The organism is Tenacibaculum crassostreae (genome assembly GCF_964512405.1).
Classification (GTDB): domain Bacteria; phylum Bacteroidota; class Bacteroidia; order Flavobacteriales; family Flavobacteriaceae; genus Polaribacter; species Polaribacter crassostreae.
Window position 1 is genome coordinate 48,385 of sequence record NZ_CAZELE010000007.1, and the last position, 18,546, is coordinate 66,930.

The window sequence follows — 18,546 nt, forward strand, 5'->3', positions numbered from 1 at the left end:
TTAGTCTTCGTCTTCTCCCTCTTCTTCGTAACAATTAAAAATGATGGAATATCCGTATTCTACAGCTTCTTCATATAGTTCTTTTTGCTCATCATCTTCAACGTCATTAACAGAATCTAACGTGAAATATTCATCTTCAATTTCAACTACTTTCCAGTCTTCTTCTTTGATATAAAATTTAGCTAATCGCATAGCTCCTTCAATATCTTTATAATCGATATACAAACTCACATAAGCTCCTAGAACTTCATCGTAATGTTCAGAAGATTTTTTTGGTTTTGCTAAGGCATTGATTAAAAACATAGTTCTATTTTTTTGGTTTTACTTACGCTAATTCACCTCTATGAGGTTTTAATGCATCTCTAAAAATCTTCATATTCTCTTCATCAACCACTATAAAAGCTATTGTGTGCATTTCGTTTAAAGATACAAAATTTACTTCATCATATGGTAATTTATCTATCTGCGCAAACTCTTTTAAATGAATACAGTGATGTTTTGCAGTTTCCAACCCGTCTGGACCTTTAAAATCCCAAATCAGTTTAATTTTTCTCATGAAACAAAAATACCCATTTCTAAGATAGAAATGGGTATTCTCAACTAACTAATCAAAAATCTATATTAGCTTTCTCTTTTCCACAACAAAACAATATCGAATAGTCTAGCTACTAAAAAAATAAACAACCCAAAGGTTGGCGCTAACAAACCAACTTTAAATCCGCCCGCCAAAACTTGGTGTGAAACACCATTTGCCATTGCTATAGCCTCTAACGCACCTAGCATTCCTAATACAAAACCGAGAACTCCAAAGACAAAAGAAAATAACCCGATAGATTTAATAAGACTAGAGTTTTTCTCAGTATTCACTTTCAACCCCTTAACAAATAAAAAAATCACAAGCAACAATAATGCTACCAGAGGGACCATAAACTGCCAACCTCCTTCAATAATAAAATTCATAGATTTCGTTTTTAAAATTATACTCGGTAAAAGTATATGCAACATCATCGTTATTTTTTAGATTTCGATGAACAACCAATTTTCTTTTAGTTTTAACAAATTTTGTTCTTTAAAACAAAATTTGGTTGAAAAGCCAACTAAAACTTTATTTCGTCTACTTTTATACTTCAAAAGAATATAAAATGTTTCTTTTGCAATATGCGAAAAATAATCACTTCATTTCTATACAAAACCCCACTTCATCTTTTATTTTGGGGAGTAGTTTGGTTATTTTTCTATTTATTTTTTAGCTCAGGAAGCAACAATCCTCAATTTTTATTTTGGTTTACAACTATTTTGTCTGCTATTTCAATAATTGCTTCGTACGTTTTTAACTACAAACTAATTCCTAATTACCTTATTACAAAAAAGTACTGGCTATTCTTATTGTACACTATTTACACTGTTATCTTCACTCTTTTTGGCGTGCTCATTACTGTTGTTTTTGGGTTTGTTTTCTTCTTTAATTTAGAATTTAAAACTATGCCTGCTTTAACAAAAAGTTCTTCGGTGATTTTGGTGTGTGTATTTTTTATAATCGCCCTGACTAGCGGATTTAAAATTTTAAAGTATAACTACAAGTCTGTTGAAGAAAAAAAGAACCTAGAAAACAAATTCTTACAAACTCAGTTACAATTAAAAGAGCAAGAATTGAAATTTTTAAAAATGCAGATTCATCCTCATTTTTTGTTTAATACCCTGAATACTTTATATGGATTCGCTTTAAAAAAATCTGAAGAAGCTCCTGAAATGATTTTAAAACTCTCTAATTTATTAGATTATATTTTATACCAAGTTGATAAACCTTCAGTGTTATTAAAAAATGAAATTCAGCATATAGATGATTATATTTCTTTAGAAAAAATGCGATTTCAAGAAAGTTTACAAGTTAACTTCAATAAAACACTTTTTGACAACACAACACAAACTCCACCGATGTTATTATTACCTTTTGTTGAAAATGCTTTTAAACACGGAACGCAAATTAACGGTATTCTAAACATAGACATCAACTTAAAAACCACTGAAGATTATTTATTTTTTAATATTAAAAACACTTCTAAAAAAAACAAAGAAAGTGCTAAAGGAATTGGTTTAGAGAACATCAAAAAAAGATTAGAAATGCTTTACAATAATCAATCTGAACTTTCAATTTCATCTGAAGAAAATCTATTTATTGTCAACTTAAAAATCCCGTTAAAAGATGGCTAAAAAAATCACTTGTGTAATTGTTGATGATGAACCAATCGCTAGAGAAATTCTTGAGTCTTATATTAACAAAACTCCAAATTTAGCATTAATTTCAAGCTGTAAAAATGCAGTAGAATCGTTACAAATCACACAAAATGAAAAAATAGATTTATTTTTTTTAGACATAAATATGCCTGAGATTAATGGTTTGAGCTTAGCTAAAATCATTAATAAACAATCTAAAATCATTTTCACAACTGCTTATAGAGATTATGCAGTTGACGGTTTTGATTTACACGTAACAGATTACTTATTAAAACCTATAGCTTTTGATCGTTTTTTACAAGCTGTCCAAAAAATTTCAGTCCCAAAACCATCAAATAAAACTTCTGAAGAATCTGAAAATACTAAAGATTTTATGTTTGTTCGAGCTGATAGAAAAATGGTAAAAATCAATTTTAATGATATTTTATACATAGAGAGTTTAAGTGATTATGTTAAAATTTACACCAATCTTGATACCATAATTACTCGTGAAACTATTAGTAATTTAGACGAATCACTTCCTAAAGAGCAATTTTTAAGAGTGCATCGTTCTTACATAATAGCAATCAATAAAATAGACTCCTACACCAATGAATATATTGAGGTTCAAAAAAAAGCAATTTCAATAAGTAGAAGTTATAAAGAAGCTGTTTTACAAAAATTAGCACAAGTGTAAGTGAAATTTTATCTTTACCCCAAAATTTTTCACATTGAACACATCAGATTTTATATTTCAATCTCACGATAAAAAAGTAGAAAACTTAACCGTTACTTGGCAAACACCAAGCAACATTGCTTTAGTTAAATATTGGGGGAAAAGTGAACCGCAAATTCCAAAAAATGCTTCAATAAGTTTTACACTAAACAATTGCCACACTACTACTAAAATAGAGTTTAAAAGAGCTTCTACTAATAATCAAGCAGATTTTGAATTGTTCTTTGAAGGAAAAAAGAAAGACGATTTTAAACCAAAAATTGCCAAGTTTTTTGAAAGAATTCAAGAATACTGTCCTTATATTTTAGAATATTCTATGGTAATTTCTTCGGAAAATTCTTTCCCTCACAGTAGTGGAATAGCTTCTTCAGCAAGCGGAATGAGTGCTATTGCAATGTGTTTGATGAATTTAGAAAAAGAACTAAATCCGAATTTAACCGAAGAATACATCAACAAAAAAGCTTCGTTTTTAGCTCGTTTAGGTTCTGGGAGCGCGAGTAGAAGTATTGAAGGACCATTGGTTGTTTGGGGTGAGCATCCAAAAATAGAAGATAGTTCTGATTTGTATGGAGTAAAATTCCCGTATCAAATTCACTCAATTTTTGAAGATTATCAAGACACTATTTTATTAGTAGATAAAGGCGAAAAACAAGTTTCTAGCACCGTTGGTCATAATTTAATGCACAACCACCCTTATGCTGAAAATCGATTTATTCAAGCTAATGACAATCTTGAAAAATTGTCAAAGATTCTTCAAAGTGGCGATATTAAATCATTTATCAATTTAGTTGAAAGCGAAGCATTAACCTTGCATGCAATGATGCTAACTAGCAATCCATACTTTATTTTAATGAAACCAAACACATTAGAAATCATCAATAAAATTTGGGAATATAGAGAAGAAAACAACAGTAATATTTGTTTTACTCTAGATGCTGGCGCAAACGTACATGTGCTTTACCCAAAATCAGAAAAGACTGAAATTGAAGTGTTTATTAAGAATATTTTAGCTACATACTGCCAAAAAAATCAGTATATTTGTGATAGTGTGGGTTTTGGCGCAAAACCTATGTAACCTAAATTCCCTACTATTATGAAAAAATCAGTTATACTAATATCGTTTATCGCTCTATTCATAACCACTTCAATTTTTGCACAAGACACTGTTTGGTTTGACAAAAACTGGCAGGAAACCACTAAAGAAAATCATGAATTTTACAGACCAACTCCTAAAAAAATGGATAATGGTTTTTGGATTGTAGATTATTACAAAAATGGTCAAATTCAAATGGAAGGATTTAGTACTAACAACAAACCTAACGAAGAAGAGTTTGACGGTTTAGTGCTTTATTATCATGCTAACGGAAAACCTTTTCATAAGGCCAATTACAAAAACGGAAAGTTACATGGTGTAAGAAAAGTTTTTTACGAAACAGGCGAGCTTAAAGAGGAAGGAAAATATGTTGACGGAAAAAGAGAAGGCATTTGGAAAACCTTTTACAAAAACGGCAAAATAGAATCTAAAGGAAAGTATAGAGAAAACGAAAAAGTTGGCATCTGGAAAACTTTTTACAAAAACGTATACTAGTTTGTAAACTAGTACTTTTACTCGTATGTTTGCCTAAGTAATTAAACATCTATGAAAGGACCCTTATTTTACGCTAAAATCTTACTCTTCGGAGAATATGGAATCATTAAAGATTCTAAAGGACTAGCTATTCCTTTTAATTCATACAAAGGAGCTTTAAAATCAGCTAAAAACTTAACTGGTGAAGCAGAAAAATCAAACCAAAGTTTAACTAGATTTTACACTTATTTAGCTAATTTAAATTCTGATTTAGTTTCTTTTGATTTAACTACCTTAAAAGAAGACATAGATAACGGAATGTATTTCGATTCTTCTATTCCTCAAGGATATGGAGTTGGAAGTTCTGGTGCTTTAGTTGCTTCTATATACGACAAGTACGCAAACAATAAAATTACCGTTTTAGAAAACTTAACACGAGATAAACTGCTAACATTAAAGCAAATTTTTTCGTTGATGGAATCTTTTTTCCACGGAAAAAGTTCAGGATTAGATCCGTTAAACTCATATTTAAGTTTACCAATATTAATCAATTCAAAAGAACATATTGAACCAGCAGGAATTCCATCTCAAAAAGAAGGAAAGGGAGCTGTTTTCTTATTAGATTCTGAACAAGTTGGTGAAACAGAACCGATGGTTAACATCTTTATGAATAAGATGAAAAACGAAGGGTTCCGTAAGATGATTAGTGAAGAATTTGCTACCCATACCGATGCTTGTATTGAAGATTTTTTACAAGGAAACGTAAAATCGTTATTTGGTAATGTAAAAAAACTATCAAAAGTAGTTTTAGCTAACTTTAAACCTATGATTCCTACCGCTTTTCATAAAGTTTGGGAAAAAGGAATTCAAACTAACGATTACTACTTAAAGCTTTGTGGTTCTGGTGGTGGAGGTTATATCTTAGGATTTACAGAAGATTTTGAAAAAGCAAAAAACAGTTTAAAAGATTATAAATTAGAATTGGTGTATCGCTTTTAAAATGCTACTATGAGTACATTTAAAAACAACACCCTTTTGTTAAAAATATTTAGCCTTTTATCGGTCGTAAGAGGTTACAACATTTTAATATTAATAGCAGCTCAATATTTAGCTGCTATTTTTATTTTTTCTGACACAAAGTCAATAAAACCAGTTGTTTTTGATTGGCATTTACTTTACTTAGTTATTGCTACAGTCTGTGTTGTTGCTGCTGGCTACATCATTAACAATTTTTACGATAAAAATGCAGACAAAATAAATCGTCCCATAAAAACAGGGATCGATTCGTATGTAAAACAAGAAACCAAACTTAGGCTTTATTTTACCTTAAATTTTATCGGTTTTTTCTTCGGATGGTTGGTTTCTTGGCGTGCAGCTTTGTTTTTTTCTATTTACATCTTTGGCATTTGGTTTTATTCACACAAGCTAAAAAAACATGCTTTAATAGGATTAATAACAGCAACTGTACTTACCATACTGCCTTTTTTTGTTGTTTTTGTTCACTATAAAAACTTTTCAACTGTAATATTTGTGCATGCTATTTTTCTATTCTTGGTTATTATGATACGAGAACTAATTAAAGATTTAGAAAACATTAAAGGAGCAATCGCCAACAATTACAACACTTTCCCAGTAATTTACGGAGAACTAAACACCAAAAAAATTATAGTATTTTTAATGCTATTAACACTTATTCCTATTGGAATTTTAAATACCTACCCCGCTATTGAATACATGAAATATTATTTCTATTTAGCGGCTATAACTTTACTGTTTATAGGATTTTACACTTGGAATTCCACTCATAAGAATCAATATAGATTAGCTCATAACATTTTAAAAGTGTTACTGTTAATTGGAGTTTTTAGCTTATTATTTATTGATAAATCGCTTATCTTAGATAAAGTAATTGAAGTTTTAGATTAAAACTCAAATAATTAGCGTAGATTTGCGCACTTTTTAAAAATTAAAAAATGAATTCAAAAAACTCGTCGAGAGGACGACAAGCTGGACGCAACAGCAATCCTCAAGGAAAAAATCAATTCAAAAAAGATTTCAGAAAACCTAAAACCAGCAAACCTGTTCAGAAAAAAACTGAAGACACTGGTATTCGTTTAAATAAATTCATTTCCAATTCAGGAATTTGTTCTCGTAGAGAAGCTGACACCTATATTGAACACGGAAGTGTTTCGGTAAACGGTAAATTGGTTACTGAAATGGGTTACAAAGTGCAACCTACCGATGAAGTTCGTTTTGACGGAACGTTAATTTCAATGGAACAGAAGCGTTACATTCTTTTAAACAAGCCAAAGAACTACATTACTACAATGGAAGACGATCGTGGTCGTAAAACTGTAATGGAAATTGTAGAGAATGCTACTAAGGAACGTATTTATCCTGTGGGACGTTTAGACAGAAACACAACTGGTTTATTACTTTTTACCAACGATGGTGAAATGGCTAAAAAATTAACCCATCCAAAACATAACGTTCGTAAATTATACCACGCTACTTTAGATAAAAAATTAACTTTATCAGATTTAGAAAAATTACGTGGAGATGTGGTTATTGAAGGTAAAAGAGTATTTATCGATGCTGTTTCGTATGTAGAAGGTGAGAAGAAAAATGAGGTTGGTATTGAAATTCACTCTGGTAGAAACCGTATTGTTCGTAAGATATTTGAGCATTTTGGTTATCACGTTATCAAATTAGATCGTGTAATTTTTGCAGGATTAACAAAAAAGAATTTACCTCGCGGTAGATGGCGTGAATTAACACAACAAGAAATTAACAACTTACAAATGATGTAATAAAAAAATCCGAGTTTAAAAACTCGGATTTTTTGTTGTTATTTCTTTTCTTTCTGATGATCTTTTTTAATTTCTTCATCACGATATTTACAGCAACCGTGTAAATTATCATACACCTCATCAGTTGCTTTAATTTCTTTAGTATCATGACCAACATTCGCAACATTCTGCTTCACGGTTTGCAAATCAGTTTTACGTTCATCCATAATGACCATTAATTGATGTGTTTTAACATTCCAATTTGCAAACTTTACTCCTTTTGTATTTAAAGCTGCTTTCTCAATTCTATTTTTACACATCATACAAACTCCGTCTACTTCAAAAGTAACTTTAGCATTCTTCTTTTGTGAAAATCCTGATGTAGTAAAAAACACCACTGTTAAGATTAAAAATATTTTTTTCATTTTTTGTTTAAGTTAAAAGTTAATCTAGTTTAAATCGTAAACCAGCATAAAAGTTACTTCCAAAAATTGGAGCATATACAATAGTTGTATCAAAATTTGCGCCAAAAGGATCTTCACTTCCAAGTATTGGATTACTTTGTTTATGGTTTGTTATATTTTCTCCTCCAAAATATACTTCAAATTTATTAGAAAACACTCTGGTTATTTGTGTGTTTATCAAATCGTAAGGTTTTGTATAAGCAACCGAACCTGGTAAACGTTGCTCTCCTATCCAATTATAAGTAACATCAAATTTCCAATTAGATTGTTTTAATGTTTTAGGTGTTTCGTAAGAAATGTTTGCAAAAAAACGATGTTTAGCTAACAATGATTTTGATAAATTTCCAGAAGCAAAGTCTGTAGTTACATCATAATACTTGTACGAAAATCGAGTATTGAAATACGGAATTATATTTTGATTTAATTCAACCTGAAAACTATTGGCTACACTTTTTCCATTTAAATTATAGAAAGAAACTTCTTGAGGATTTTCCCAATCTACCACAATTTGATTTTCAAAATCGGTTTTATAAAAATCGAAAGTGATATCCCCTTTTTTACCAAATAAATTAAATCCTTGTAAAAAAGACACACCATAATTCCAAGCTACCTCAGGATTTAAACCATAAATATCCCCACCTGCTCCATTTATAATATGTGCTCTAGATGAAGCGAATAATTTTTGATTCTCTGCAAAAATATTTGCACTTCTTTTTCCTCTTCCAATCGAAGCCCTAAACACTCCTTTATCCCATGGATTATAACGCAAATGCAAACGCGGAGTAACAAATGTTCCTAATAAATTATGTGCATCAACTCGTAAACCTGCTGTAATACTAATATCATCAGAATTATCGTATGCATATTCAAAGAAAGCACCGATAGAATTTTCATTTCTGTTAAAATTATCGCTTGTTGCAGTCCTTACAAATTCATCGTAACTATCGTGGGTAAAGTTTATTCCTGTCTTGAATTTATGACGCGTATCTCCAATAATAGAATTAAATAAAAGATTACTATAAAAACTTTGATGACGAATATCGTACGCTCTTAATCCGAAATATGAATCTTGCTTATGATTACTATATGCTGCTTGAAACCCCATGCTTTGAAAAGGTAAATCAGGAAAAACATAGCCTACTTTTGCCGAAGTCTCAAATCTGTTCGTTTTAATTTCACTTCCCCAAACTGAATTAGATCCTCTATGAATATCAGGGTTAAAATCTAACTGACCTACTTGTTTGTTATCATTCACATAATGAACATTTAAAAAACTTACCCAACCTTTTTCTGCATTGGTATATTGCCAACGATTCAAAACATTAATTTGTTTTGCTAACGGATTATCTAAAAACCCGTCTTTATTTCTATCAAACTTACTTCCTCGGTAATTTCCATGTACATACAAACCAGTATGCCATTTATCATTAACCTTCTGATTGATATGAGTATTTAATTCTAGCCTGCCTCCCATCGATCCGTAAGCATTTACAAACAACTTATTATCTGTTGATGGCTTTACTAATTCTGTATTAATTTGACCCGAAATACTTTCAAAACCGTTTACAACACTTCCAGCTCCTTTGGTTATCTGAATACTTTCAACCCAAGCACCTGGTGTAAATGTTAATCCGAACGCTTGAGAAGCACCTCTGATTGAAGGTATGTTTTCTTGTGTAATTAACAAATATGGGCTCGTTAAACCCAACATTTTAATCTGCTTTGTTCCCGTAAGTGCATCGGAAAAATTCACATCGATAGATGGATTGGTTTCAAAACTCTCAGACAAATTACAACAAGCAGCTTTTAACAACTCTTCACTATTTATTGTAACTAAATTTTGAGTTTGCAAGTACGAACGTTGGGTTGCCTGTTTTTTTGCTTCAATAGTAACTTCATCTAAAACAGCTGACTCTGTTAAAAAGTGATGAATTGGCTTTAAACTTTTAACTTCTAGAGTATCCGTTTTATAACCTACAAAACTTACCACAAGTTTTTTATACTCTTCTTTATAAGGAAGTGTAAACCATCCCTTTTCGTTTGTTGTGGTTCCAACATTAGTGTTTAACCACCAAACATTGGCCCCCATAACTCCTAAGTTACCTTTTGGATTATTTTTATCCATAATCATTCCTGTGAAAGTTTCTTGGGAGAATGTTATAGATGTAATTAGCATAAGTATGCTAAATATGTGTGTTTTCATTTTTTATCATATATAAAATTATACTTTACTTATTTAAACCTAAAAAAGTAAAAGCATCATATGATAAAAACTTCATGTAAAATATTTAAATCATAAAAGAGATTAGGTGGATTGTAATTTTTGTGCGGTATAAATTGTTTCTCTAAACTTTTAAATAATAAATCGTAAGAAACCGCATAAGAAATGATAAAAATTTTCTGTTGAAAAGATATTTTATCTATTGATAATTTTTGAAGTTCATCTTGTCCTTCAATTTTCTCAACTTCATCTTTACAACATCTCTTCTTTTTAACTTTCTTAACTCCACTGTCAGTTGTTATCGTTTCAATTATACAACTTTCAGCTTCTCCAAAGTAAGAAGTATCAACTAAAAAATCACCGCAAAAATGTTTTTCTACAGCAAAAGAAAGTGTAGAAAATAACAGCAAAAATGCTAGCAATATAGATGATGTTTTAGTTATAACTATTTTCATAATCGCAGCAAAGCTACAAAAAGTTAATTTCTGTTTTTTAAAACAATTGTTAAAAGTATTTTTGTAAGCTTTTATAACTTATTACGAATAAGCAACTAAACAATATAAAAATGAATTTAATTGAATTAAAAAAGAGCGTAGATACGATACTTTCTTCAAACAATACTAAAGAAGAAAAACTACAAAATATATGTGATTATTTAGCAAACGAAATTTCTTACTATGATTGGGTAGGATTTTATTTTAGAAACGGAGATAAAGAAGAATTAAAACTCGCTCAATTTAACGGTGAGCCAACCGACCATACAATCATCCCTTTTGGAAAAGGTATTTGCGGACAAGTAGCTGTTAGCAACGAAAATTTTGTTGTTCAAGATGTAACCGAGCAAGACAACTACATTTCTTGTGGATGGAAGGTAAAATCAGAGATTGTAATTCCAATTTTTGTTAATGGAGAAAACATTGGTCAGATAGATATTGATTCTCACACAATTAACCCATTTACCCCTAATGATGAAGAGTTATTGGAGTATGTATGCAAAAAAGTGGCTAATATTTTATAATTTTTTCATAATCATTTGATTATTAGGATTTTTTTTATTTTATTTGAACTGATTTTATTAACCCCATATTAATCCCCTTAAATATGAGCAATAGAGAATATCCTACTTACGCTGCATTAGGCAATGCTAATGCTCGTTCTCAAGCACAACAATCTTTACTAGAAAAATTTGCAGTTTGGTTTCGTAATTTTTTAGAAACCGCTGAATAATTTTTTTATTTTTTCATATTTGTTGTACAAAACACCATCAAGAATTATAATTTTTGATGGTGTTTTTGATTATAAAACCTAAAATAGTTATTGTATAAACTTTGCTATTTCACTAGCTTTGCAAGCTTAACAACACAACAACAAATGAACACTACAAAAACGATTAAATCGGCATTAATTTCGGTTTTTCACAAAGACGGATTAGAGCCTATTGTAAAAAAACTAAATGAACTTGGTGTAACCATCTACTCTACTGGAGGTACAGAAAAATTTATTAATGATTTAGGTATAAATGTAATACCTGTAGAAGATGTTACTTCATATCCTTCAATTTTAGGAGGAAGAGTAAAAACCTTACACCCAAAAGTTTTTGGAGGAATTTTAAACAGACAAGATCACAAAGATGATGTTGCTGAAATGGAAGAATACAACATTCCTCAACTAGATTTAGTAATTGTAGATTTATATCCTTTTGAAAAAACAGTTGCTTCTGGAGCTTCTGAACAAGATATTATAGAGAAAATAGACATCGGCGGAATTTCGTTAATCCGTGCAGCTGCGAAAAACTTTAAAGACACTGTAATTGTTTCTTCTATGGAGCAATACGAAGAGTTTCTTAACATAATTTCTGAAAACAACGGAAACACAACTTTAGGCGACAGAAAAAAGTTTGCCACAAAGGCTTTCAATATTTCTTCTCATTACGACACCGCTATTTTCAACTATTTTAATGAAGATGAAGTAGTTTACAAAGCAAGTGAAACTACATCAAAAGTATTGCGTTATGGAGAAAACCCACATCAAAAAGGATTTTTCTTTGGCGATTTAGATGCGATGTTTGACAAATTACACGGAAAGGAATTGAGCTACAACAACCTTTTAGATGTAGATGCTGCTGTAAATTTAATTGAAGAATTTAAGGGTGAAGATCCAACATTTGCCATTTTAAAACATAACAATGCCTGTGGTTTTGCACAACGCAAAACAATTCACCAAGCATATGTTGATGCTTTGGCTGGAGATCCTGTTTCTGCTTTTGGTGGAATTTTAATTTCAAACACTAAAATTGATAAAGCTACCGCTGAAGAAATTCACAATTTATTCTGTGAAGTCGTTATTGCTCCTGATTACGACGTTGACGCTTTAGAAATTTTAAAAGGAAAAAAGAACAGAGTAATTTTAGTTCAAAAAGAAATTGAATTACCAAAACAAACCGTTAGAACAGCTTTAAACGGAGTATTAATTCAAGATAAAGACTATATAACCGATAAATTAGAAGATTTATCATACCCAACCAACAATAAACCATCAGAAAGTGAGTTAGAGGACTTGTTATTTGCATCTAAATTATGTAAAAACACAAAATCTAACACAATTATCTTAGTAAAAGATAAACAATTATTAGCTGGTGGAACTGGTCAAACAAGTAGAGTTGACGCTCTAAGACAAGCAATTGAAAAAGCAACTAGCTTTAATTTCGATTTAAACGGAGCAGTTATGGCTAGTGATGCATTTTTTCCGTTTCCTGATTGTGTAGAAATTGCACATAAAGCAGGAATAAAAAGTGTAATTCAACCAGGAGGTTCTATTAAAGATCAATTAAGTATTGATTATTGTAATAATAATGAAGTAGCAATGGTTTTTACAGGAACAAGACATTTTAAACATTAAGCATATTCAATGTAAAATACCCACAGATTTTTATTAGATTTGTGAGAATACATTAAAATAAATAAAAACAACGAAATCTTTATGGGTTTTTTCGATTTCATGACAGAAGATATTGCGGTTGATTTAGGAACTGCAAACACACTTATAATTCACAATGGTAAGGTGGTTATCGATAATCCTTCAATCGTTGCTCGCAACAGATTGACAGGTAAAATTATCGCTACAGGTCATGAAGCCAATCGAATGCAAGGAAAAACTCATGAAAATATCAAAACTATACGTCCGTTAAAAGACGGTGTAATTGCCGATTTTCAAGCTTCAGAAGAAATGATCAAGGAATTTGTAAAGCAAATTCCAGCTATCAAAAAAAGGCTTTTTCCACCTTCGCTGCGTATGGTTATTTGTATTCCTTCAGGAATTACCGAAGTTGAAAAACGTGCGGTAATTGATTCTGGTCGCCATATGAACGCTAAAGAAATCTACTTGATTTACGAACCAATGGCTGCTGCTATTGGGGTTGGTGTTGACATTATGGAACCTAAAGGAAACATGATTATTGATATAGGTGGTGGTACAACAGAGATTGCAGTAATTGCTCTTGCAGGTATTGTATGCGATCAATCTGTAAAAGTTGCAGGTGATTTATTTACGAGTGATATTATGTATTACATGCGTACGCAACACAACTTACACGTTGGTGAAACTACTGCTGAAAAAATTAAAATTCAAATAGGTTCTGCTACTGAAGATTTAGACAATCCACCAGAAGACATGATGGTTCAGGGGCGTGATTTATTAAGCGGTAAACCTAAACAGGTTCAAGTATCGTATCGTGAAATTGCGAAAGCATTAGACAAGTCTATTTTACGTATTGAAGATGCTGTTATGGAAACTTTATCTAAAACCCCACCAGAATTAGCTGCCGATATATACAATACAGGTATTTATTTAGCCGGTGGTGGTTCTATGCTTAGAGGTTTAGATAAACGTTTATCAAGAAAAACAGATTTACCTGTATATGTTGCTGAAGACCCTTTACGCGCAGTAGTTCGTGGTACAGGTATCGCACTTAAAAACCTTGAAAAGTACAAAACGGTATTAATCAAATAAATTTCAATGATTATTTATGCAACAGCTTATTTATTTCTTTCAGAAGTATAAGTATTTCTTATTTTTTCTATTCTTAGAATTTATAGCTGTTGCATTAATCATTAATAACAATTCCTTTCACCGAAGTAAATTTATAAGTTCTACAAACTTTATTACTGGTGGTTTATATACTAAATCTTCTAATATTTCTGAATATTTCAATTTAAAAGAAAGAAATACATCGCTATCAGAAGAAAATCTTTTATTAAAGAACAAACTAGAACAGCTGAGCACTTATCTTGATAGCATTTCTGGAAGTAAAATTGACACTACAAACCTTAATCAGTATTACGCATATACTTCAGGGAAAGTGATTAACAATTCATTTCATAAAAACAATAATTTTTTAACCATTAATAGAGGGGCAAAAAACGGAGTTTTAAAAGAAATGGGAGTTGTTAATAATAAAGGAATTATAGGTATTACAGACAATGTAGGGTCTAGTTTTGCAAGAGTTCAATCCATACTAAACTCTAAGAGTAATATAAACGCTAAGTTTAAAAATAATGACCATTTCGGAACCTTAACTTGGAATGGAGAAGATTATAATATTGTTCAACTAACCGATATTCCTCGTCAAGCAATTTTTAAAGTAGGTGATACTGTTATTACCGGAGGGAGATCTACAATTTTCCCCGAAGGAATTCCAATTGGAACCGTTGTAGAAGTTCCAAGTGAGCTTACTGCATCAAATAATATAAACATTAAACTTTTTAATGACATGTCTAACTTAGGTTACGTTTATGTTATTTCCAACCTTAATAAAGAAGAAATAAAATCTGTAGAAAACAACGATGAATAGCACATTACGACTCATATTTTTATTCGTTTTTTTCTTGTTATTGCAAGTCTTAATTCTAAACAATATTTTGTTTTTAGGATATGTTAATCCGTACATATATATAGCGTTTATCTTTTTATACCCAATGAAAGAGAATCGATTTTCGGTTTTGCTAGTTGCTTTTTTATTAGGTATTTGTATTGATGCTTTTACCAATTCTGGTGGTATTCACACTTTTGCAACAGTGTTAATTGCTTATATTCGTTTGTTTTTCTTTAAAACGATTTTCAAAAAAACTGAATCTGATTACTTACTTTTTAGTTTACGACATGAATCTTTTGATAAAGTATTCAACTACGTAACTATTTTAACCTTAATTCATCATTTTATCTTATTCAGTTTAATTAACTTTAGCTTTTATAACTTTTATAATGTAATTATAAACACACTATTATCAAGTGTTTTTACGTTAGTGTTATATTTTTTAGGAAGTTTTATATTTAGGAAAAAGCTAACATGAAACGAAGTTTCTTACTTATATTTTTAATTACTCTTGTTGGAATCATTTATATCGTACGGTTATTTCAACTACAAATAATTCGTGGTAGTGAGCAAGACATTAACCAAAGTGCCACTATTAAAATTGAATACGATTATCCCGAACGTGGTTACATTTACGATCGTAACGGAAAATTACTAGTTGCAAATCAACTTTCATATGATGTAATGGTTATTCCGAAGGAAGTAAAACCTTTAGACACTCTTGAATTCTGTTCACTTTTAAAAATCGACAAAGAAAACTTTATTAAACGATTTAAAAAAGCAGAAAAATATGCTCGTTGGTTACCATCTGTATTCTTAAAACAACTTGCAAAAGAAGACTATGCTTACCTTCAAGAAAAGCTACCAAAATACAAAGGGTTTTACATCCAAAAACGTATTATACGTAATTATCCTATAAAATCAGCTGCGAATGTTTTAGGTTATATTAGTGAAGTTAGCGAATACAAAGCAAAAAGAAATAGTTATTACGAACAGGGTGAGTTAATTGGTGCTTGGGGAGTAGAAAAACAATATGAAAACGTTTTAAGAGGAATTAAAGGAAAAAAAAGATTCAAACGAAACAACTTAAATGAGATTACTGGTTCATATAAAGACGGAATCTATGATACACTCGCTGTAGCTGGTAAAGATTTAACCTTAACTATTGATAGCGAACTACAACAATATGGCGAAATGTTAATGTCAGGGAAAAGAGGAGGTATTGTTGCTATCGAACCTCAAACAGGTGAAATTTTAGCACTTATTACTGCTCCTTCTTACGACCCTAATTTGCTTGTTGGCAGAAAACGTTCACCAAACTCTGTAAAACTATTCAACGATACTATTAATATGCCAACCTTTGATAGAGGTTTGCAAGCATCGTATGCTCCTGGTTCACCTTTCAAAATAATTAACGGATTAATAGGCTTAGAAGAAGGTGTGATTGATAAAAACTTTGGTGTTCGTTGTTATCATGGGTATCGATATGGTAAACGACCCAATGAATTTATGGGATGCCACTGCGGAATTGTAGGAAGACCTATTAAACTAAAAACTGCAATTGCTAAATCTTGTAATTCTTATTTCGCTACTACGTATAGAAAAATCATAGACAACTATGAAAACCCAACCATCGGAACCAATGAATGGAGCAAGCATGTTATGAGTTTTGGTTTGGGTAATTACTTAGGATATGACTTACCTTCAGGGCAACCAGGTAGAATTCCTAATGGTGATTTTTATGATAGAAATTACGAATTCAGATGGCGAGCAACAACAACCATCTCTAACGCAATTGGGCAAGGTGAAGTTGAAACCACTCCGATACAATTAGCAAACATGACTGCTGCAATTTCCAATAAAGGATATTTTTACACACCTCATATAGTAAAAAAAATAGAGAACAAACCAATTCTTGATTCTACTTATACTATTCGTAGAAACACTACGGTATCTTCTGAACATTTCCCTATTGCAATTGAAGCAATGCATGAAACTTTCACTAGAGGAACTGCAAAATTTAGCCAAGTTAAAGGTATAGATATATGTGGAAAAACTGGTACAGTAGAGAATTTTATTCGAGTTGATGGTAATAAAGTGCAGTTACCCGACCATTCTATTTTTATTGCTTTTGCACCTAAAGACGACCCAAAAATAGCTCTTGCAATTTTTGTTGAAAATGGAGGTTACGGAGCTACAATTGCGGCACCTATTACAAGTCTTTTAATAGAAAAATATTTAAATAGAGAAATAACCAGAAAACATATTGAAGAACGAATGGTTAACCTAAGTCTTCAAAAAGAATACGACAAAAAGCAGGAATTGTTAACTAAAAAAACAGACAGCATTGCGACAGGAACGAAATAACATTTTTGCAGGAATCGATTGGGTTCTAGTACTACTTTATATTCTTTTAGTTGGTTTTGGGTGGATGAATATTTACGCAGCTTCTTCTACCGAAGAAACAAGAGAAGTATTTGATTTTTCTACCAAATACGGTAAACAGATAGTTTTTATTGGATTGAGTATTCCTGTTATAATTTTTATTCTCTTTTTTAATTCTAAGTTTTACGAACAGTTTTCAAGTATTCTGTATATATTTTCTCTCCTGCTCTTAGCTGGTGTCTTAGTCTTCGGAAAAAAAATTAACGGAGCAACCTCATGGTACAATTTTGGCGGAATAGGTTTACAACCTTCTGAATTTGCTAAAGCTTTTACCGCACTTGCTCTTGCCAAATTAATGAGTGATCGACAATACAACTTAAAACTTATCAAAAATCAAATAAAAGCTTTTATAGTCATTTTTCTACCCGCATTTTTCATTGCGCTACAACCAGATATGGGTTCAGTATTAATTTACTTTGCTTTTTTCTTTGTGTTAAACAGAGAGGGCTTGACTTTAGCTTACATTTTATTTGGTGTAATTTCTATCGCTTTATTTCTTTTAACAATTTATTTTGGAGGAAAGTGGGTACTTATAACCTGTTTATCAATCATTACTTTTGCTACCATTTATGGATTATACAAAGACAAACGCTTTTTTCGTTTCAATGCCATTAAAGTAATTAGCTCATATCTCCTTACAACCTTATTTGTACTAGGAATTAGCTACACATATAATAATGTTTTAGAACAACACCAAAAAGATAGGTTTGATATTTTATTAGGAAAGATCCAAGACAATAAAGGAATTGGTTACAACTCTTTTCAATCAGAAAAAACTATCAGTTCTGGTGGTTTTGCAGGAAAAGGTTTTTTACAAGGAGATAGAACACAAGGAAATTTTGTACCCGAACAACATACCGATTATATTTATAGTACTGTTGGTGAAGAATGGGGGTTCTTAGGAAGTTCTGTAGTAATTATTTTGTTCATGATTCTTCTTTATAGAATTATCTACCTCTCTGAAACACATACTAATAAATTCGGAAGGATATATGGCTACAGTGTAGCTTCAATTTTCTTTTTCCATATAATAGTTAATATCGGTATGGTTATCGGTCTTTTACCTACAGTAGGAATTCCTCTTCCCTTTTTCAGTTACGGAGGATCTTCTCTCTGGGGGTTTACCTTACTTTTATTCATCTTTATTCGTTTAGATGCTCATAAAAAATACGATTGGTAATCTCTACTTAATCTATACAAACAGAATCTCATACAAGTCAACCAACAAAAAAACGCCCTG

Annotated in this window: 21 protein-coding genes; 15 read left to right on the forward strand and 6 right to left on the reverse strand. The window is 31.0% G+C overall.

Features of this window, described 5'->3' with window-relative positions:
* The 3 genes from ACKTST_RS10445 to ACKTST_RS10455 form a co-directional block, all read right to left on the reverse strand.
* Positions 1–303, reverse strand: coding sequence for a hypothetical protein (locus tag ACKTST_RS10445; RefSeq protein WP_408047693.1), 303 nt, complete (start codon positions 301–303; stop codon positions 1–3).
* Between the two features lie 22 nt (positions 304–325).
* Complete coding sequence (locus tag ACKTST_RS10450; protein ID WP_408047694.1) at positions 326–556, reverse strand: hypothetical protein; 231 nt, start codon at positions 554–556, stop codon at positions 326–328.
* A gap of 65 nt (positions 557–621) precedes the next feature.
* Positions 622–960, reverse strand: a complete 339-nt coding sequence (locus tag ACKTST_RS10455) for a MotA/TolQ/ExbB proton channel family protein (RefSeq protein ID WP_408047695.1) — start codon at positions 958–960, stop codon at positions 622–624.
* A 198-nt stretch (positions 961–1,158) separates the two neighbouring features.
* Here ACKTST_RS10455 and ACKTST_RS10460 point away from each other — a divergent pair, with 198 nt between their 5' ends.
* Genes ACKTST_RS10460 through ACKTST_RS10490 form a run of 7 tightly spaced genes read left to right on the forward strand, consistent with a single transcriptional unit; the run spans position 1,159 to position 7,327 of the window.
* On the forward strand, positions 1,159–2,211 hold the full coding sequence (locus ACKTST_RS10460) for a sensor histidine kinase (RefSeq protein WP_408047696.1): 1,053 nt from the start codon (positions 1,159–1,161) through the stop codon (positions 2,209–2,211).
* Positions 2,204–2,911, forward strand: a complete 708-nt coding sequence (locus ACKTST_RS10465) for a LytR/AlgR family response regulator transcription factor (protein WP_408047697.1) — start codon at positions 2,204–2,206, stop codon at positions 2,909–2,911. Before ACKTST_RS10460 ends, ACKTST_RS10465 begins: the two co-directional genes overlap by 8 nt.
* A gap of 34 nt (positions 2,912–2,945) precedes the next feature.
* Entirely contained in the window at positions 2,946–4,025 is a 1,080-nt protein-coding gene (locus ACKTST_RS10470) for a diphosphomevalonate/mevalonate 3,5-bisphosphate decarboxylase family protein (protein ID WP_408047698.1), read from the forward strand.
* Between the two features lie 18 nt (positions 4,026–4,043).
* Positions 4,044–4,538, forward strand: coding sequence for a toxin-antitoxin system YwqK family antitoxin (locus tag ACKTST_RS10475; RefSeq protein ID WP_408047699.1), 495 nt, complete (start codon positions 4,044–4,046; stop codon positions 4,536–4,538).
* 51 nt (positions 4,539–4,589) lie between these two features.
* Positions 4,590–5,516: a mevalonate kinase family protein gene (locus tag ACKTST_RS10480; protein WP_408047700.1), complete on the forward strand. Its 927-nt coding sequence runs from the start codon at positions 4,590–4,592 to the stop codon at positions 5,514–5,516.
* Between the two features lie 9 nt (positions 5,517–5,525).
* On the forward strand, positions 5,526–6,443 hold the full coding sequence (locus ACKTST_RS10485; protein WP_408047701.1) for a geranylgeranylglycerol-phosphate geranylgeranyltransferase: 918 nt from the start codon (positions 5,526–5,528) through the stop codon (positions 6,441–6,443).
* A 47-nt stretch (positions 6,444–6,490) separates the two neighbouring features.
* Positions 6,491–7,327: a pseudouridine synthase gene (locus ACKTST_RS10490; RefSeq protein ID WP_408047702.1), complete on the forward strand. Its 837-nt coding sequence runs from the start codon at positions 6,491–6,493 to the stop codon at positions 7,325–7,327.
* A gap of 38 nt (positions 7,328–7,365) precedes the next feature.
* Here the strand turns inward: ACKTST_RS10490 and ACKTST_RS10495 are convergent, their stop codons facing one another.
* The 3 genes from ACKTST_RS10495 to ACKTST_RS10505 are packed head-to-tail and all read right to left on the reverse strand — an operon-like array spanning position 7,366 to position 10,446.
* The gene (locus ACKTST_RS10495) at positions 7,366–7,731 is read right to left on the reverse strand and encodes a heavy-metal-associated domain-containing protein (protein WP_408047703.1); all 366 of its coding nucleotides are present in this window, start codon (positions 7,729–7,731) and stop codon (positions 7,366–7,368) included.
* A 19-nt stretch (positions 7,732–7,750) separates the two neighbouring features.
* Positions 7,751–9,973, reverse strand: a complete 2,223-nt coding sequence (locus ACKTST_RS10500) for a TonB-dependent receptor (protein ID WP_408047704.1) — start codon at positions 9,971–9,973, stop codon at positions 7,751–7,753.
* A gap of 56 nt (positions 9,974–10,029) precedes the next feature.
* A complete protein-coding gene (locus ACKTST_RS10505) occupies positions 10,030–10,446 on the reverse strand; it encodes an HYC_CC_PP family protein (protein ID WP_408047705.1) in 417 nt (138 codons plus the stop codon).
* A 110-nt stretch (positions 10,447–10,556) separates the two neighbouring features.
* On the opposite strand from ACKTST_RS10505, the gene ACKTST_RS10510 reads away from it, so the two are divergent.
* From ACKTST_RS10510 to rodA, 8 genes are all read left to right on the forward strand, one after another.
* Positions 10,557–11,009, forward strand: coding sequence for a GAF domain-containing protein (locus ACKTST_RS10510; protein ID WP_408047706.1), 453 nt, complete (start codon positions 10,557–10,559; stop codon positions 11,007–11,009).
* A gap of 83 nt (positions 11,010–11,092) precedes the next feature.
* Positions 11,093–11,218, forward strand: coding sequence for a hypothetical protein (locus tag ACKTST_RS10515; RefSeq protein ID WP_408047707.1), 126 nt, complete (start codon positions 11,093–11,095; stop codon positions 11,216–11,218).
* Positions 11,219–11,362: 144 nt separating this feature from the next.
* Positions 11,363–12,889 (forward strand): bifunctional phosphoribosylaminoimidazolecarboxamide formyltransferase/IMP cyclohydrolase, encoded by a 1,527-nt coding sequence (purH, locus tag ACKTST_RS10520; protein WP_408047708.1) that lies wholly within the window; start codon positions 11,363–11,365, stop codon positions 12,887–12,889.
* Between the two features lie 81 nt (positions 12,890–12,970).
* Positions 12,971–13,999: a rod shape-determining protein gene (locus ACKTST_RS10525; protein WP_408047709.1), complete on the forward strand. Its 1,029-nt coding sequence runs from the start codon at positions 12,971–12,973 to the stop codon at positions 13,997–13,999.
* Between the two features lie 16 nt (positions 14,000–14,015).
* On the forward strand, positions 14,016–14,840 hold the full coding sequence (gene mreC / locus ACKTST_RS10530) for a rod shape-determining protein MreC (RefSeq protein WP_408047710.1): 825 nt from the start codon (positions 14,016–14,018) through the stop codon (positions 14,838–14,840).
* A complete protein-coding gene (mreD, locus tag ACKTST_RS10535; protein WP_408047711.1) occupies positions 14,833–15,339 on the forward strand; it encodes a rod shape-determining protein MreD in 507 nt (168 codons plus the stop codon). The genes mreC and mreD overlap by 8 nt, the downstream gene beginning before the upstream one ends.
* Positions 15,336–17,228, forward strand: coding sequence for a penicillin-binding protein 2 (gene mrdA, locus ACKTST_RS10540; protein WP_408047712.1), 1,893 nt, complete (start codon positions 15,336–15,338; stop codon positions 17,226–17,228). The genes mreD and mrdA overlap by 4 nt, the downstream gene beginning before the upstream one ends.
* A complete protein-coding gene (gene rodA / locus ACKTST_RS10545; protein ID WP_408047713.1) occupies positions 17,209–18,486 on the forward strand; it encodes a rod shape-determining protein RodA in 1,278 nt (425 codons plus the stop codon). The genes mrdA and rodA overlap by 20 nt, the downstream gene beginning before the upstream one ends.
* Positions 18,487–18,546: the final 60 nt, after the last annotated feature.

Bases quoted from the DNA above. Each gene is read 5' to 3' on its own strand.
- ACKTST_RS10460 (WP_408047696.1), top strand. From the start codon at position 1,159: ATGCGAAAAATAATCACTTCATTTCTATACAAAACCCCACTTCATCTT.
- ACKTST_RS10490 (WP_408047702.1), top strand. From the start codon at position 6,491: ATGAATTCAAAAAACTCGTCGAGAGGACGACAAGCTGGACGCAACAGC.
- ACKTST_RS10450 (WP_408047694.1), bottom strand. From the start codon at position 556: ATGAGAAAAATTAAACTGATTTGGGATTTTAAAGGTCCAGACGGGTTG.
- ACKTST_RS10500 (WP_408047704.1), bottom strand. From the start codon at position 9,973: ATGAAAACACACATATTTAGCATACTTATGCTAATTACATCTATAACA.
- ACKTST_RS10485 (WP_408047701.1), top strand. From the start codon at position 5,526: ATGAGTACATTTAAAAACAACACCCTTTTGTTAAAAATATTTAGCCTT.
- mreD (WP_408047711.1), top strand. From the start codon at position 14,833: ATGAATAGCACATTACGACTCATATTTTTATTCGTTTTTTTCTTGTTA.
- ACKTST_RS10525 (WP_408047709.1), top strand. From the start codon at position 12,971: ATGGGTTTTTTCGATTTCATGACAGAAGATATTGCGGTTGATTTAGGA.
- ACKTST_RS10515 (WP_408047707.1), top strand. From the start codon at position 11,093: ATGAGCAATAGAGAATATCCTACTTACGCTGCATTAGGCAATGCTAAT.
- ACKTST_RS10465 (WP_408047697.1), top strand. From the start codon at position 2,204: ATGGCTAAAAAAATCACTTGTGTAATTGTTGATGATGAACCAATCGCT.
- mrdA (WP_408047712.1), top strand. From the start codon at position 15,336: ATGAAACGAAGTTTCTTACTTATATTTTTAATTACTCTTGTTGGAATC.
- mreC (WP_408047710.1), top strand. From the start codon at position 14,016: ATGCAACAGCTTATTTATTTCTTTCAGAAGTATAAGTATTTCTTATTT.
- ACKTST_RS10445 (WP_408047693.1), bottom strand. From the start codon at position 303: ATGTTTTTAATCAATGCCTTAGCAAAACCAAAAAAATCTTCTGAACAT.
- ACKTST_RS10475 (WP_408047699.1), top strand. From the start codon at position 4,044: ATGAAAAAATCAGTTATACTAATATCGTTTATCGCTCTATTCATAACC.
- purH (WP_408047708.1), top strand. From the start codon at position 11,363: ATGAACACTACAAAAACGATTAAATCGGCATTAATTTCGGTTTTTCAC.
- ACKTST_RS10495 (WP_408047703.1), bottom strand. From the start codon at position 7,731: ATGAAAAAAATATTTTTAATCTTAACAGTGGTGTTTTTTACTACATCA.
- ACKTST_RS10480 (WP_408047700.1), top strand. From the start codon at position 4,590: ATGAAAGGACCCTTATTTTACGCTAAAATCTTACTCTTCGGAGAATAT.
- ACKTST_RS10510 (WP_408047706.1), top strand. From the start codon at position 10,557: ATGAATTTAATTGAATTAAAAAAGAGCGTAGATACGATACTTTCTTCA.
- ACKTST_RS10505 (WP_408047705.1), bottom strand. From the start codon at position 10,446: ATGAAAATAGTTATAACTAAAACATCATCTATATTGCTAGCATTTTTG.
- ACKTST_RS10455 (WP_408047695.1), bottom strand. From the start codon at position 960: ATGAATTTTATTATTGAAGGAGGTTGGCAGTTTATGGTCCCTCTGGTA.